This window comes from Williamsia sp. M5A3_1d, from assembly GCF_053345315.1.
Window position 1 is genome coordinate 346165 of record NZ_JBKEZX010000002.1, and the last position, 15360, is coordinate 361524.

At 70.2% G+C, this 15360-nt stretch carries 14 protein-coding genes; 5 read left to right on the forward strand and 9 right to left on the reverse strand.

From position 1 onward, the window contains the following. Genes ACLBW1_RS09140 through ACLBW1_RS09150 form a run of 3 tightly spaced genes read right to left on the reverse strand, consistent with a single transcriptional unit; the run spans window position 1 to window position 3180 of the window. Window positions 1–1617: an ABC transporter permease gene (locus ACLBW1_RS09140; protein WP_447811523.1), complete on the reverse strand. Its 1617-nt coding sequence runs from the start codon at window positions 1615–1617 to the stop codon at window positions 1–3. After that, entirely contained in the window at window positions 1604–2551 is a 948-nt protein-coding gene (locus tag ACLBW1_RS09145; protein WP_447811524.1) for an ATP-binding cassette domain-containing protein, read from the reverse strand. Before ACLBW1_RS09145 ends, ACLBW1_RS09140 begins: the two co-directional genes overlap by 14 nt. Then, window positions 2548–3180 (reverse strand): TetR family transcriptional regulator, encoded by a 633-nt coding sequence (locus ACLBW1_RS09150; protein ID WP_447811525.1) that lies wholly within the window; start codon window positions 3178–3180, stop codon window positions 2548–2550. The genes ACLBW1_RS09145 and ACLBW1_RS09150 overlap by 4 nt, the downstream gene beginning before the upstream one ends. 160 nt (window positions 3181–3340) lie before the next feature. Here ACLBW1_RS09150 and serC point away from each other — a divergent pair, with 160 nt between their 5' ends. From serC to ACLBW1_RS09165, 3 genes are all read left to right on the forward strand, one after another. Continuing rightward, window positions 3341–4474 (forward strand): phosphoserine transaminase, encoded by a 1134-nt coding sequence (gene serC / locus ACLBW1_RS09155; RefSeq protein WP_447811526.1) that lies wholly within the window; start codon window positions 3341–3343, stop codon window positions 4472–4474. 311 nt (window positions 4475–4785) lie between these two features. Further along, window positions 4786–5820, forward strand: coding sequence for a septation protein SepH (gene sepH, locus ACLBW1_RS09160; protein WP_447811527.1), 1035 nt, complete (start codon window positions 4786–4788; stop codon window positions 5818–5820). Window positions 5821–5856: 36 nt separating this feature from the next. Next, window positions 5857–6651, forward strand: a complete 795-nt coding sequence (locus tag ACLBW1_RS09165) for a DUF6928 family protein (RefSeq protein WP_447811528.1) — start codon at window positions 5857–5859, stop codon at window positions 6649–6651. Here the strand turns inward: ACLBW1_RS09165 and ACLBW1_RS09170 are convergent, their stop codons facing one another. Next, the gene (locus ACLBW1_RS09170) at window positions 6652–6927 is read right to left on the reverse strand and encodes a DUF2537 domain-containing protein (protein WP_447811529.1); all 276 of its coding nucleotides are present in this window, start codon (window positions 6925–6927) and stop codon (window positions 6652–6654) included. Between the two features lie 78 nt (window positions 6928–7005). Here ACLBW1_RS09170 and ACLBW1_RS09175 point away from each other — a divergent pair, with 78 nt between their 5' ends. Next, entirely contained in the window at window positions 7006–8415 is a 1410-nt protein-coding gene (locus ACLBW1_RS09175; RefSeq protein WP_447811530.1) for a phytoene desaturase family protein, read from the forward strand. Window positions 8416–8419: 4 nt separating this feature from the next. On the opposite strand, the gene ACLBW1_RS09180 is transcribed toward ACLBW1_RS09175, so the two are convergent. Together ACLBW1_RS09180 and ACLBW1_RS09185 are read right to left on the reverse strand one after the other, a co-directional pair. Next, window positions 8420–9250, reverse strand: a complete 831-nt coding sequence (locus ACLBW1_RS09180; RefSeq protein ID WP_447811531.1) for a TrmH family RNA methyltransferase — start codon at window positions 9248–9250, stop codon at window positions 8420–8422. Between the two features lie 73 nt (window positions 9251–9323). After that, window positions 9324–10571, reverse strand: a complete 1248-nt coding sequence (locus ACLBW1_RS09185; protein ID WP_447811532.1) for an MFS transporter — start codon at window positions 10569–10571, stop codon at window positions 9324–9326. A gap of 67 nt (window positions 10572–10638) precedes the next feature. On the opposite strand from ACLBW1_RS09185, the gene ACLBW1_RS09190 reads away from it, so the two are divergent. Beyond that, entirely contained in the window at window positions 10639–11862 is a 1224-nt protein-coding gene (locus ACLBW1_RS09190; RefSeq protein ID WP_447811533.1) for a GNAT family N-acetyltransferase, read from the forward strand. An 87-nt stretch (window positions 11863–11949) separates the two neighbouring features. On the opposite strand, the gene ACLBW1_RS09195 is transcribed toward ACLBW1_RS09190, so the two are convergent. The 3 genes from ACLBW1_RS09195 to ACLBW1_RS09205 form a co-directional block, all read right to left on the reverse strand. After that, a complete protein-coding gene (locus tag ACLBW1_RS09195) occupies window positions 11950–13200 on the reverse strand; it encodes an MFS transporter (RefSeq protein WP_447812143.1) in 1251 nt (416 codons plus the stop codon). A gap of 94 nt (window positions 13201–13294) precedes the next feature. After that, entirely contained in the window at window positions 13295–13726 is a 432-nt protein-coding gene (locus ACLBW1_RS09200) for an Rv0880 family HTH-type transcriptional regulator (RefSeq protein ID WP_045824141.1), read from the reverse strand. 106 nt (window positions 13727–13832) lie between these two features. Beyond that, window positions 13833–15272 (reverse strand): NCS2 family permease, encoded by a 1440-nt coding sequence (locus ACLBW1_RS09205; protein ID WP_447812144.1) that lies wholly within the window; start codon window positions 15270–15272, stop codon window positions 13833–13835. Window positions 15273–15360 lie beyond the last annotated feature (88 nt).

The following is a 15360-nucleotide window of genomic DNA, read 5'->3' on the forward strand; positions in this document are numbered from 1 at the left end:
TCAGCCGGGGATGTCGCGCCGGTGGAACCCCCACCAGCCGAGGCCGAGCAGTGCCGCGGCGACCGCCAGACTCAGGATCGGCGCGGTGAGACCGACGTCGCCGGGCGGCATACCCGACACGTGGGTGTGCGGGGCGAGATCTCGCACCCACATCGGCAGTCCGAACAGCTCGCCGAACTGCGCGAGCAGCATGTCCCCCAGCACCGCAACCCATCCCACCGCGACGACTCGGGGCCGGTGGCCGTACGCGGCGACACCGACCGCGACGACAGCCAGGGTGCCGGGGATCTGCACCGCCCCCGCGCCCAGGACGGTACCCACATCGGGCGCCGCCGAGGTCCCGGCACTGATCACGTGAGCCACCGCGGTGGCGACCGACGCGGCGACGATCACCCCGACCGACGCCGCGAACGCCGCGGCGGCGGTGCTCAGGAAGTACCGCGAACGCGACGTCGCCGTGGCCAGGATCTGCTCGGTACGGCCCGCGGTCTCGTCGACGCGCGTCCGCATCACCACCGCGACACCCGCGAGACCGGCGATCACCCCGACGAACCCGAGCACCGCGGTCATCACCGACTCGGCGAGCGCGCCCCCACCGCCCAGGTCACGAACGATGTCGGTGACCCCGCCGCCCGAGGGCACCAGGTCACCCACCGACGACAGCAGGAACCCCAGCAGCAGGCAATACGCCGCGGTCGCCGACACCCACGGCGCGATCGTCGGCACCGACACCCGCGCCACCACCGCGCCCACGGTGCGTAACCGCCGCGATCCGGTGGGCCCGGGTCCGCGCGCCACCAACCCCTGCCCCAGGTCGCGGCGACGAGCGAGCGCCGCCGCCACCGCGACACCGACAGCACCCACCACCACACCGACGACCGCGGGGAGCGCCCTGCGGTGACCGAACGGGTCGATCAACTCGGCCCACCCGACCGGCGACATCCACCGCAACCAGGTGAACCCGTCGACGACATCACCGACGCCCCGCACCACGTACCCACCGGCCAGCACCGTCACCACGGCGACATTCGCACCGCGTGCGGTGGCGAACGCCTGATCGGCAACCGTGGCGATCCCGACGGCGGCGACGGTGACCGCCAGGTATCCGAGGCCGACCATAACCGCCGATGCCGCCGACGCACCGACAAGCGCTGTCGCACCGGCCATCACGATCGCGACCGCGGAGCCGGCGACGGTCGCGACCCCAGCGGCGACGAGTATCGGGGCCGTCGGTGCGACGACACCGGCGCGCACGAGTTCTCCCCGACCCGCCTCCTCCTCGGCGCGGGAGTTCCGGATGACGGTGAGAGCCAGAAGGATCCCGGCGACCAGTACGAGGAACAGCCCGATCCGCCACGTGGTGATCGCGGCGGCAGAGGTGTCCGCACCCAGCGGGCCGAGCAGCAGCCGGAACGCGGGATTGTCCGCGGCACCCGATCGCAACGCCGCCCGAGCGGCGGCGTCGGGATAGAGCGACGCCATCGCCGCGCCCGTGACCACCACCAGCACGGGCAGCGCCACGACGACCGACGGGGTGCGGATCCGCTCACGCCGTACGGCGAGCCTCGCCACCACACCTGCGCCTGCGATCGGTCGCCGGAGGTCAGTGGTCGACACGGTCGGGCTCATCGCTGTGTGCGCCGTAGTAGCGCAGGAACATCTCCTCCAGCGTGGGCGGCGCGATCTGCAGCGACCGCACCCCGCGCGCGCCGAGGTCCACCAGTAACGCCGACAGGCCCGCCGGTGCGACCGACAGCGTCACCCCGGTGGCGTCGGAGTCGCCCGTCGGTGGCGTCGTCTCGAGGTCCGCGACATCCGGCAGGTCGGCCAGGCCTTCGGTCGACCCGACGACCTCGGCGGTCACCCGCGTCCGGGTGAGGTGGCGCATCTGCGCGAGCGTCCCGCTCTCGACGGTGCGCCCGGCCCGGATGATGGTCACGGTGTCGCACAGCTTCTCGACCTCGCCGAGGATGTGACTCGACAGCAACACCGAGGTACCCGCGTCGGCGGCCGCGCGCACACACTGCGCGAAGACATCCTCCATGAGCGGATCGAGGCCGGACGTGGGCTCGTCGAGGATCATCAGGTCCGCGGGCGCGGCGAACGCCGCGACCAGGACGACCTTCTGGCGATTGCCCTTCGAGTACGCCGAGATCCGTGTCGTCGGGTCGAGATCGAAGCGGTCGATCATCGCCGCGCGATCGGCCGGGCGCGGGGTCGCCCCTCGCAACGCCAGCAGGGCGTCGATGCATTCGCCGCCGGTCATCTGCGGCCACAGGTCGACATCGCCGGGGACGTAGGCGATCCGGCGATGGAGGTCCACGGCGTCACGCACCGGATCACCCCCGAGAACTCGGACCGATCCGGAGTCCCGGCGGTAGGTCCCGAGCAGAACCCGGATCGTGGTCGATTTCCCGGCACCGTTCGGCCCCAGGAAGCCCGCGACGGAACCCTTCTCGACGGTGAGGTCGAGACCGTCGAGAACCTGATTGCGCCCCAGCCGCTTCCGGAGGTCCGACACGGCGATCACCGCCGGACCCGACGCGGTCACCGCCCACCCTCCCGGTAGGCGAGGACGGCGTCGAGCATCGAGGTGTCGGTGAGAACGCCGTGGGTGGCGTACTCGGCGGCAGGAAGCATCGTCCGGTGCACGTGATCGCCCACGATGGCGGCACTGTCGGCGTGGTCGGCCGGTGGATGCACGGTCAGGTCGACGAGCATCGCGCCGAGCGACACGGCCACCAGGTAGTGGGCGCGAGCAGCCTCGTCGACCGACGGCCGGATCACCCCGGTGGCCACACCGACCCGCATCGACTCCTGCGTGTCGGAGACGAGGCGCGCGATGAAGGACCGCGCCAACTCACCGCCGTCGGCGATGCTGCGCACCAGGTACATCAGGGATGGACCGGCGTCGGCCAGACCCGCGAGCCGGTCGCCGACGGCCGCAGCACTGCTCTCGGCGTCAGCCAGGGCGGTGAGATTGCGCTGTCGCGTCAGGTCGAGGACGTGCGCGTCGCACTCTGCGCGCAAACCCTCCTTCGAGCCGAAGTGGTGGATGACCAAACCCGGGCTCACACCGGCCTCCTCGGCGATCGTGCGGACCGACGCGACGAACCCGTCGCGCGCGAAGACGGCGATCGCGGCGTCGCGTACCCGCGCACGTGCGGTCAGATCGCTCATGTGCACTCGCCCCTCATGACTCGGTATGGCGTTGTTTGAACAACTGTTCAGAACACTAAACGTTTGTTCAATCGCGGGCAAGACCGCGGACGTCGCGGCGGTGTCGAGCGCGGTAGACGCGCCGACATCAGCCTCGGATGCGGCAACTACGATTGCGCCCATGAGCGATTCCGCGATCACCATCCCCGCCGACCTCCTGCCCGCCGACGGCCGCTTCGGTTGCGGCCCGTCGAAGGTCCGCCCCGAGCAGCTGCAGTCGCTCGTCGACACCGGTGCATCGGTGTTCGGCACCAGCCACCGCCAGGCGCCGGTGAAGAACGTCGTCGGCGCCATCCGCGACGGCCTGCACACCTTCTTCTCGTTGCCCGACGGCTACGAGGTGGTCCTGTCCAACGGTGGATCGACCGCCTTCTGGGACGCCGCCTCGTTCGGGCTCATCGAGAAGAAGTCGCTGCACCTCACCTACGGCGAGTTCTCGTCGAAGTTCGCCAGCGTCGCGAAGAAGGCCCCCTTCATCGACAACCCGACCGTGATCTCGACCGACCCGGGCACCGCCCCGAACCCGGCCGACATCACCGCCGAACAGGCCGGCGACGTCGACCTGATCGGCTGGGCCCACAACGAGACCTCGACCGGTGTCGCCGTCCCGGTGTCGCGTCCGTCGGCGGCCGGTGACGCGCTGATCGTGATCGACGCGACCTCGGGTGCCGGCGGCCTGCCGGTGAACGCCGCCGACGCCGACGTCTACTACTTCGCGCCGCAGAAGAGCTTCGCCTCCGACGGCGGCATCTGGCTGGCGCTGATGAGCCCGGCCGCTCTCGAGCGGATCGCGAAGATCGAGGCCTCGGGCCGCTGGTGCCCCGACTTCCTGTCGCTGCCGACCGCGGTCGACAACAGCTCGAAGAACCAGACCTACAACACCCCCGCGGTCGGGTCGCTGCTGCTGCTGGCCAACCAGCTCGAGTGGATGAACGGCCAGGGCGGACTCGACTGGGCCACCAAGCGCACCGCCGACAGCTCGTCGCGTCTCTACGAGTGGGCCGAGGCCAGCGAGTTCGCGACGCCGTTCGCCGCCCCGGAGCACCGCAGCCAGGTGGTGGGCACCATCGACTTCGACGACTCGGTGGATGCCGCCGCGGTTGCGGCGACCCTGCGCGCCAACGGCGTGGTCGACACCGAGCCGTACCGCAAGCTCGGTCGCAACCAGCTGCGGATCGGCATGTTCCCGGCGATCGAGCCCGACGACATCTCGAAGCTCACCGCATGCATCGACCACGTGGTCGCCGCCCTCTGACCCCACCGACGCACCGCCAGTTGGGCCGACATTCGCGCCAGTTGGGCCGACAATCACTCCGGGTGGGCTCCGATGCCCGTTCGATCCGAACAACGGCCCAACAGACGAGAACGAGGGCCCAACTGGTGGGGGCGGGCGTGACGCATGTGGCCCGTGGGACAATCGGTCACAGCCCTGCTGAGCTGGTGTTTCCCGGTGTGTCATCGACCCGACACGCCGTCGCTGCACTAGGGTCGGGTGAACAGTCGCTCGGATGATCATCGGTCGCCGCAGATCGGTAACACCCGCTCTCACTCGAGGAGGAGGGGCAGATGCGTGAACTGCGTGTCATCGGTCTGGACACCGACGGTGGGTCGGTGATCTGCCAGGATCCCGACTCCGGCGAGAAGTTCCACCTCCCCGCCGACGACCGGCTGCGCGCCGCGGCCCGCGGCGACATCTCCCGCCTCGGACAGATCGAGATCGAGATGGAGAGCTCCCTGCGTCCGCGCGAGATCCAGGCCCGCATCCGCGCCGGGGCCAGCGTGGCGCAGGTCGCCGCCGCGGCCGGCGTGACGCCCGAGAAGGTCTCCCGGTTCGCCCACCCCGTGCTCCTCGAGCGTTCGCGCGCCGCCGAACTCGCGTCGTCGTCGCACCCCATCCGCATCGACGGGCCGGCCCTGTCGACGCTGGGCGAGGTCGTCGCATCTGCCCTCGGCGCGCGGGGCCACAACCCCGAGGACACCGACTGGGACGCCTGGAAGAGTGAGGACGGTCGATGGATCGTCCAGGTCAGCTGGCGGGTCGGACGGTCGGAGAACCACGCCCACTGGCGTTACCTGCCGGGGTCGGGCGGCGGCACCACCGAACCGCTCGACGAGACGGCCGACGAGATCACCGACCCCGATCTGAGTCGGCCGCTGCGCGGACTGACCTCCGTCGTCTCCCTCGCCTCGGCCGGTGAGCAGTACACCGTCGGCGCCGACGATCTCATCGGTCGTCAACGCGCGCGGGTCATCTCGACCCACACCCCCGATCCGCACCAGCCCGCCCTCATCGACCACCCGGCCGATGTCGTCCTCGATCGGGTGGACATCGACGATCTCGACGACGACATCGACATCGACGACGTGCCCGCGGCCGAGATCGACACGGAGACAACGGCCGAGGCGACGACGCCGACGACCGACGACACCGAGCCGCCGCGACAGGTGCCCGGGCCCGCCGCCGATCCGCTCGACATGCGCAGCAGCGCACCCACATCGGACGAGGCACCGACTCCCCGTCGCCGCAAGGCCGCACGCAAACCCGCGGTTCCGGCGTGGGAAGATGTTCTCCTCGGAGTTCGAAGCAACGGACACCAGTAGCGGGTTGAGGCGTTAGTGACCGAAGGGGTGCCTGTCGTGGCAACGACATCGATGCTCTGGCTGATCGACAGCGATAACCCGATCGCCGACCTGCGTCTCGGCGTCGTGAACGATCACATGACCGCCGAGACGTTGGCGCGCAGCGTCATCGGCGACTCGGTCCTCGTCCCGCGTGGTGAGACCACCCTCGATCGTGTCGCCTCGGGCGCAGACGACGAGATCGGCGTCGGCGTGTACGGGCGCCTCGCGGTGATCGCGGGTCCCCGCCTCGCCGCGACGCCGCCCTCGGAACTCCCCGATGAGCTCGTCACCGCGCGCCCCACCGCACACGCCTATCTCGTCCACACCGACACCCACGCCGCCTACGGCGTGTTCGCGCAGTGGGACAACGGACGGCTCCGGCGTTCCTTCGCCGCCGACCCGGTCGACATCGTCGAGAACGAGGGCCTGCCCTTCCTCTTCGAAGGCCCCTTCTGGGCCGGGGAACACCCGCTGCAGTACGTCGACGGCGTGGCCCACGACCCCCAGGCGCTGCCGTTCCACCCCGTGGAGTTCGCTGCGTGCGCCGCGCACACCTGGCTGGGATTGCGCCTCGACGCTGCGTCGGGGTCGCCGGATGATCCCGACGCCGACTACCCGATCTCTCGACTTCCTGTGTTGCGCTTCGTGATCCGGCCCCCGGGTCACCAGCCGACCGACGACGACGCCGCGCAGCCGGTGTCTGCGCCGCGCGCCGACGGCACCCCCACCGACGACAACGTAGAGCCCGCCGACGACAACGCGCCACCGGTCGTCAAGGTCGCGCGCTGGTTCGGCTTCGGCAAGCGCTGATCACCGGCTCGCGGCGTATCCGACCGCGACCAGCAGCCCCACGGCGAGGCCGACGAGCGCACCGCCGCCCATCCACCGCAGCACCGGTCGTCCTCGCCACACCCACGCCGAGGGACCGATACCACCGCACACGACGACCACCGCGAACACGGCGAGCACGCGGCCCGTCTCGGCGATGACGCTGTAGACGCCGAGGACCGCCCCGGCCACCACCACCGCCGACACCGCGGCCAGCGTGATGCCCAGTGCCCAGGGCGTCGGCTCGGCGGACGACATGACTCATTGTCTCCCCCACCGCGCGAGTCGGTAGCGTCGAAGTATGGGTCGAGAAGTCGTGTCGCAGGTGATCCCCCGATGACGACCGCCGTGGTGGTCGGGTCGGGCCCGAACGGGCTGGCCGGCGCGGTCCACCTGGCGCGTCGCGGTGTCACGGTCACCGTGCTCGAGGCCGCCGACACCATCGGGGGCGGCACGCGCTCCGCAGAGCTGACACTGCCCGGGCTGACGCACGACCATTGCTCGGCGTTCCATCCGCTCGGCGTGGGCTCACCGTTCCTCGCGACCCTCGACCTCGCGCGGTATGGCCTGCAGTGGGACCACGCCCCGATCGACTGCGCGCATCCCCTCGACGACGGCACCGCCGCGCTCATCCACCGGTCGATCGAGACCACCGCCGACGGCCTCGGTCGCGACGGCCGTCGGTGGCGGGCACTGGTGGGTCCTCTGGCCGCGCGGTTCGACGACCTCGCCGCCGAGGTCATGCAACCCATCGCCCACGTCCCCCGACACCTGCTCGCCCTGGCGACGTTGGGGCCGCGCGCGCTGCCACCAGCGACGGTGACCGCACGTCTGTTCACCACGCCGCAGGGTCGGGCGGCGTTCGCCGGTGCGGCCGCGCACGCCTACACACGCCTCGACCGGCCCCTGACGTCGGCGGTGGGACTGATGCTGGCCGCGTCGGGCCACCGCTTCGGATGGCCTGTCGCGCGCGGCGGTTCGGCCGCCATCACCTCCGCCCTCGCGGCGATGCTCGTCGACCTGGGCGGCACCGTCGAGACGGGTCGTCGCGTCCGGAGCACCGCCGACCTCCCGCCGGCCGACATCGTGCTGCTCGACACCTCGCCGCAGGTGGCGGCCGACATCTACGGCGACGCGTTGCACCACCGAGTCGAGCGCGCCTACCGACGATTTCGCCGCGCGCCGGGCGCGTTCAAGGTCGATTTCGCCGTCGAGGGCTCCGTCCCGTGGACCGCGCCCGGCGTCGCCTCGGCGGGCACCGTGCACGTCTGCGGCGACGCGGACGAGGTGTTCGCCGCCGAGAAGCTCGTCGCCCAGGGGCAGATGCCCGAACGTCCGTTCCTCATCGTCGGGCAGCAGTACGTCGCCGATCCCTCACGGTCGGCCGGCGACCTGAACCCGCTGTACGCCTACGCCCATGTGCCGCATGGGTTCTCCGGTGACGCGACCGAGGCGATCACCGCGCAGATCGAGCGGTTCGCACCCGGTTTCCGGTCCCGCATCCGCGCCTCCACGGTGACGACGACCGCCGACTTCGCCTCCGGCAACCCGAATTACGCTGGCGGCGACGTCATCGGCGGGTCGAACGGCGGACTGCAGGTGCTGCTGCGTCCGCGCCCTGCCATCGACCCGTACGCCACGGGCGTCGCCGGGGTCTACCTCTGCTCGGCGTCGACGCCACCGGGCGCCGGTGCCCACGGCATGGGTGGGTACAACGCGGCACGCTCCGCCCTGCGGAACCTCTGAGCGGTCACCGGGCGACGCGGGCGTAGAACGAGATCGCCGCGGCGGTGGCGACGTTGAGCGAATCGGTCCCGCGGGCCATCGGGATGCGTGCGCGGACGTCGCCGGCGCGCATCGCCGTCTCCGACAGGCCCGGGCCCTCGGCACCCACCATGAACGCGACGCGGTCGGCGGCGACGGCCTCGGCGAGCGGGACCGCGTCGGCGTCCGGCGTCAACGAGACGACGGTGAACCCGCGATCCCGCAGTCGGTGGAGATCGCCGGGCCAGTCGTCGGCGGCGGCGAACGGGACGAGGAGCGCGTGTCCCATGGAGACGCGTACGGAGCGGCGGTAGAGCGGGTCGGCACAGCCACGTCCGAAGACGACCGCGTCGACCGCGAGGCCGGCGGCGTTGCGGAAGATGCTGCCGATGTTCTCGTGGTCGTTCACGCCCTCGAGCACCACGACGGTGCGCGCGTCGCCGACGACGTCGTCGACGGTGAGACGCTCAGGCCTGCGCGCGACACCGAGCACGCCGCGGTTGAGGTGGAAGCCGACGATCTCGGCCATCACCTCGGCGGTCGCACGGTAGAAGGGCAGCCCGGCGACCGTCGGGAGCGCGAGGTCGTCGGCGAGTTCGGTCAGGCGTTTGTCGACCCCGAGGAACGCGTGCGGAGTGAATCGCGACGCGATCATCCGCTGCACCACCAACACACCCTCGGCGACGACGAGTCCCCGCCCGGGCCGACCGCCCGGCAGTACGGGGAGATCGGGGCGGCGGTCGACGGAGTTCAGGTCACGGAAGTCGTCGACGCGCGGATCGCCGGGATCGACGATGTCGATGACGTCTACGGGCATGGGCCCATCCAACCCGACGGCCCACGACCCGACGGCCCACGACCCGACGGCGAGGCAGGTCCCGGTGCGCGCCTCAGGCGGATGCGTCGGCGGTGACGGGGTCCGAGCGCGCGGCCTCGACACGACGCTCGCGGACCAGCAGGAGCGCGGCGACCGCGACGAGCCCGATCACCACCGCGGCGAAGGTGATGCCCGCGGACTTCACCCCGACCGCCCGCGAGAGGAAGCCCTCGGCGACGACCGGCAGGCTGATGGCGATGTAGGTGATCACGAAGTACGCCGAGGTGACCGCGGCCTTCGCGTCGGCCGGGGCGCCGGTGGCGATGCCCTGCAGTCCGCGGGCGAACGCGATGCCCTGCCCGAAGCCGCCGATGATCCCCGCGGCCGCGAGCAACTCCCACCGGCCGACGACGAGGGTGGCGATGAGAACCGCCATGCCGCCGATCATCGCGACGATGGCGAGGATGTCGGCGACCTCTCGGGCCAGCGCGCGGCCGGAGAGCTGGCCCAGCAGCGATCCCGCCATCACCGACACCGTCAGCAGCGCCGCACCGATCGCCGAGTGCACACCGACGATGGTTGCGGAGATGGTCGGCGCGAGGGCGGTGAACAGGCCCATCACGGCGAAGCCCGCGAACCCGAGCAGCGCCGCACGCAGGAAGAACGCCCGGATGTCCTCGGGCACCCGCACCGGCATGAGACCGAGCGACCGCTCACGGTGGCGGCCGCGGGTCTCGGGGACGGCCGCGATGATGACCAGCGCGACGGCCATCAGGCCCAGGTGCACCCAGTAGGTGGTGTGCAGCGGCGCGGGAGCCCAGGTGATCAGCATCGACGCGAGGACAGGTCCGAGTCCGAGTCCACCGATCGTGGCCAGCGACGCGATGACCGGGGCCCGTCCGGCCAGTCGGCCGCGGGCCATCTCGATGATCGAGACCGATGCCGTGCCGACGAACACGCCCGCCGACAGCCCCGACACCACCCGCGCGACCAACAGGACGGCGGTGTCGTCGGCGAGGAGGAAGACCACGTCGCTGGCCGCGGAGAACACGACACCCAGCGCGAGGATCGGGCGGCGACCCAGCACATCCGACCAGGTGCCCAGCCCGATGAGCGCCGCGAGAACGCCGACGGCGTACATCGCGTAGACGATGGTGACGGTGAGCAGCGAGAACCCGAACTCGCGCTCGTAGGTGGAGTACAGCGGGGTCGGCATCGTGGTGCCCAGCATCACCGCGCCGAGCACGACGGCGAGTCCGGCGGCGGGCAGAGCGCGGCTACCGGCCCGTTCGTGCGACGCGGGGCGGTTCGTCTGGCTCATGACCACAATCAAGCGTGGATCGAGTCCCATTATTTCCGGGACCGCGCGATGTGACAGCGTAGAAGGTGTGACCGACTCCGATCTGACCCTGCGGCGGGCCACCGACGACGACTGGCCGGCGATCATCGCGGCCGACGCCCGAGCGTTCGCGTTCATCCACCCACTCGACGCCGAGGCACAGGCCGACCTGCGCAGCAAGCTGCGCGACTCCGACGTGGTGGTGGTCTACGACGACTCCGGCCCGCACGGCTCCGTGCTCGCCGGTGTCGCCATGTTCTATCGCATGACCCTCACGCTGCCGGGCGGCACGCGCGCCGACCTGCCGGGGCTGTCGTGGGTGTCGGTGGCGGCCACGCATCGTCGTCGCGGCATCTTGCGCATGATGATCACCGAGCTCTTCGAGCAGTGGGAGCGCGAGGAGAGCGTCTTCTCGATCCTCACCGCCAGCGAGGCCACGATCTACGAGCGGTTCGGGTACGGCCCCGCCTGCTTCGAGCAGAGTGCGACGATCGACCTGAACAAGGCCGAGCTGCGCGACCCGCCGCCGTCGTACTCCCCCGTGCGGTTCGCGACCGACGAGCAGGTGCGGGCGCTCGTGCCGGATCTGCACGACCGGTGGGCGTCGATGAACCCGGGCGCCATCGTGCGGTCGCGGGTGTGGTGGAACATGATCTTCGCCGACCGGGAGATGTTGCGCGACGGGCGTTCTGCGCTGCACTACCTCGTGCATCCCGACGGGTACGTCAGTTACCGCATCAACCACGTCGACGGGAAGTCGCGCGCGGAGGTGTCGGAGTTCGTCGCGATCACCGACACCGCCCACACCGATCTGTGGCGGGTGCTCATCGGTCTCGACCTGATGCCGACGGTCACCGCGTCGATCCCGGTCGACGACCCGCTGCCGATGAAGCTCACGAACCTGCGAGCGCCGACGGTGACGGCGATCTCGGACTCGATGTGGTTGCGCATCATCGACATCCCCGCCGCGCTGGAGGCGCGGACCTACTCCGAGGACTTCGACGCGGTCCTCGAGATCACCGACACCTTCCGCGGCAACGGCGGTCGGTTCGCCATGTCGGTGCGTGACGGCCAGGCGACCGCGACGCCGACCGAGGAGCCCGCGACGGTGCGTATGGACGTGTCGGTGCTGGGCAGCATCTACCTCGGTGGCTATCGCGCCACCGAGTTCGCCGCCGCCGATCGCCTCTGGGCCGCCGATCACACCACCCTCTGCGACCTCGATCAGGCGTTCCTCACCGACCGCAAACCCTTCTCCGGCACCTTCTTCTGACCGGTGCCCGGCCGGTCGTGCTGAGATCGTCCCCGTGAGCGACCTCCGAGGGCATATTCCCCTCGGAGGCTCGTCACGGGGCAGTTCTCAGCAGCGCCCTGCGGCGACCGGCTCGAGGACGAGCTTGCCGTGGTCGACGTGCGGCCGGATGTGGCGTACCCGCATGAGCACTCCGATGCAGCCGATCGCAGCGATCACGCTGATCGCACCGCCGATCCACAGCGGCGCGCGGGGACTCGTGACCTGCGCGATCCACCCGAGCAGCGGGCTGCCGAGCGGCGTGCCACCGAGGAAACACAGCATGTAGACCCCCATCACACGCCCGCGCATCGACGAGTCGACCGACAGTTGCACGATGTTCATCGCCGACGTGCTGAACGTGAGGACGGCCGCGCCGGTCGGGACGAGCATGACGGCGACCCAGGCGAAGTTCGGCATGAGACCCACGACCACCTCGAGGACCCCGAACACCGTTGCGGCGGCAAGAAAGTGCCGCAGGCGGGCCGGGTTACGACGCCGCGCGGCGAGGGTGGCACCGGCCAGCGTCCCGACGGCGAGCATGGTCGAGAGGAAGCCGTAGCCACCGGCCGAACCGGCAAAGGTGTTGGCGGTCAACAGCGCCAGCGACAGCGGGAAGTTCATCCCGAACGTCGACACCATGAAGACGGTGGCGAACACGACGACGAGGTGTGGTCGGGCACGGACGTAGGCGATGCCTGCACGCACCGACGACCGTCCGGTGGAGCGTTCGCTGCGCAGCAGATCCCCCGGACGCATCAGCACCAACCCGATGAGCACGGCGACGAAGCTGACCACGTTCACGAGGAACACCGGGCCGGTACCGATCACCGTGATGAGCACACCGGCGATGGCCGGGCCGATGATGCGGGCGAGGTTGAACGTCATCGAGTTCAGCGCGACCGCGTTGGGCAGGTGTTCTGGACCGACCATCTCGACGGTGAACGACTGACGGATCGGCGCGTCGATCGCGGAGATGCAGCCCAGGATGAGCGACAGCGCGTACACCTGTCCGAGGGTGGCCAGGCCGAGGGTGTCGGAGACACCGAGGAACAGTGCGCAGAGCGCCATCCCGATCTGGGTCGCCATCAGCAGGCGACGTTTGTCGAAACGGTCGGCGAGTGCGCCGGCGGGCATGGAGAGCACGGCGGTGGGTCCGAACTGCAGGGCCATCACGATGCCGACGGCGAGGCCGCTGCCCCCGGAGAGGTGCAGGACCAACCAGTCCTGGGCGATGCGCTGCATCCAGGTGCCCACGAGCGACACCACCTGGCCGCCGGCCCACAGACGATAGTTCCGTACCCCGAGGGACGAGAACATCATGGGCAGCGGCACTGCCCTATCTTACCGCCGCTAAGAACAGCGCAGAACGGACGAACGCCCGGCGTTCAGTCGCTGCTCGACACCCCTGCGACTAGTCGCTGCTCGACACCATCGTCGACATGATCTCGACGGCCTGACGGAGGACGGCCTGTTCGGATCCGTCGAGCTTCTCGAGTTGGCCGCGCAGCCACGCCTCGCGGGCGTTGGTCTCGTCGCGGACGACCTCGTTGCCGAGATCGGACAGGGTGACGATGATCTGGCGCCCGTCGGTGGGGTGCGGGTCACGCTTGACCATGCCGAGATCGGCGAGTGAGGCGATGACGCGGGTCATCGATGGCGGCTGGACGCGCTCCTGGGCGGCCATCGCGCCGGGGGTCATGGGCCCCTCGCGATCGAGGGTCGACAAAGCCGACAGCTGAGTCAGCGACACCGTGGACGACTGCCGCCGCCCGCGAAGGTGCCGCGCCAGGCGCACAACCGCAAGGGCCAGGTCGCTGGCCAGCTTGTCGTCTTTGGCATTCACGGGCTCAACAATAGGTCACGTCATACCGAATGCATGCCGAACTACCAATGTGGCGCGCCAACTGGTGTACGAGAATGCGCATCAGTCATCGGTATGAAATCGGTGGTCAACGATCGATCAGTGTCTCGATGGGGCCCTTGGCGAAATAGACCACGAACAGCACCGCGATGATCCACAGCAACGGGTGCACCGAGCGCGCTTTCCCGCGGGCCGCGGCGAGCACCACCCAGCTGATGAACCCGACTCCGATGCCGTTGGCGATCGAGTAGGTGAACGGCATCACGACGACGGTGAGGAAGCACGGCAACGCGTATTCGAACTGCGTGAGGTCGATCGACCGGATCTGGGCGATCATCAACGCACCCACCACCACCAGCGCCGGGGCGGCGGCCTCGAGCGGGACGATCTGATACAGCGGCGTGAAGAACATCGCGACCAGGAACAGCAGTCCGGTGACGACGTTCGCGAGTCCGGTGCGCGCGCCCTCGGCGATACCCGACGCCGATTCGACGAACACCGTGTTGGACGACGCCGATGCGGTGCCGCCGGCGATGGCCCCGACGCCCTCGACGACCAACGCACGCCCCACGTTCGGCAGATTGCCGTCGGCATCGACGAGACCGGCCTCTTTACCGAGCCCGGTCATGGTGCCCATGGCGTCGAAGAAGTTCGACAGCACGAGGGTGAACACGAAGATCGACGCCGACAGCACGCCGATGCGGACGAAGGCGCCGAAGATGTCGACGTCGCCGACGAGGCTGAGATCGGGGAGGTCGCCGACGCTGCCGGGCCACGTCGGGATGTTCAGGCTCCACCCGCTGCGGCCGTTGCCCGAGGCGGGCAGGTCGGCGAAGGCCTGCACCACGACCGCGAGCAGGGTGGTGACGACGATGCCGATGAGCAGTCCGCCGCGCACCTTGCGCACCACGAGGACACCCATCACGAGCACCCCGACCGCGAACACGAGGGTGGGCAGGGTGGTGATCGAGTTGCCGACCCCGAGGCCGACGGGGACGGTGGTGCCCGCGGCGTCGGGGGTGCGGGTGACGAACCCGGCGTCGACGAGGCCGATGAACGCGATGAAGCAGCCGATGCCGGCGGCGATCGCGGCCTTCAGTTCGGCGGGGATGGCCGCGAACACGCGGCTGCGCAGTCCGGTCACCGCGAGCAGCACGATGATGATGCCGTCGATGACGACGAGGCCCATCGCCTCGGGCCAGGTCACGTCGGGCGCGATGCTCACCGCCAGCAGGCTGTTGATGCCCAGGCCGGTCGCGATGGCGAACGGGTAGTTGGCGATGACACCGAACGCGATCGACATCAGCCCGGCGACGAGCGCGGTCACCGCGGCGACGGCGGCGATCGGCAGCACGTTGCCGAGGACGTCGGCGTTGCGGTCGCTGCCGACGACGCCGCCGATGATGATCGGGTTGAGGACCACGATGTAGGCCATCGTGAAGAAGGTGACCAGTCCGCCGCGCATCTCGCGGGAGATCGTCGAGTCGCGTTCGGAGACATGGAAGAAGCGATCGACCCGACCACGCACCGAGCCCGGTTCAGCGGGAACCGGACGAGGGGCGCCGGGGTCGACAGGTTCGGTCTTCTCGCTGGGGGTGCGCGGCACGCCCGCCTCC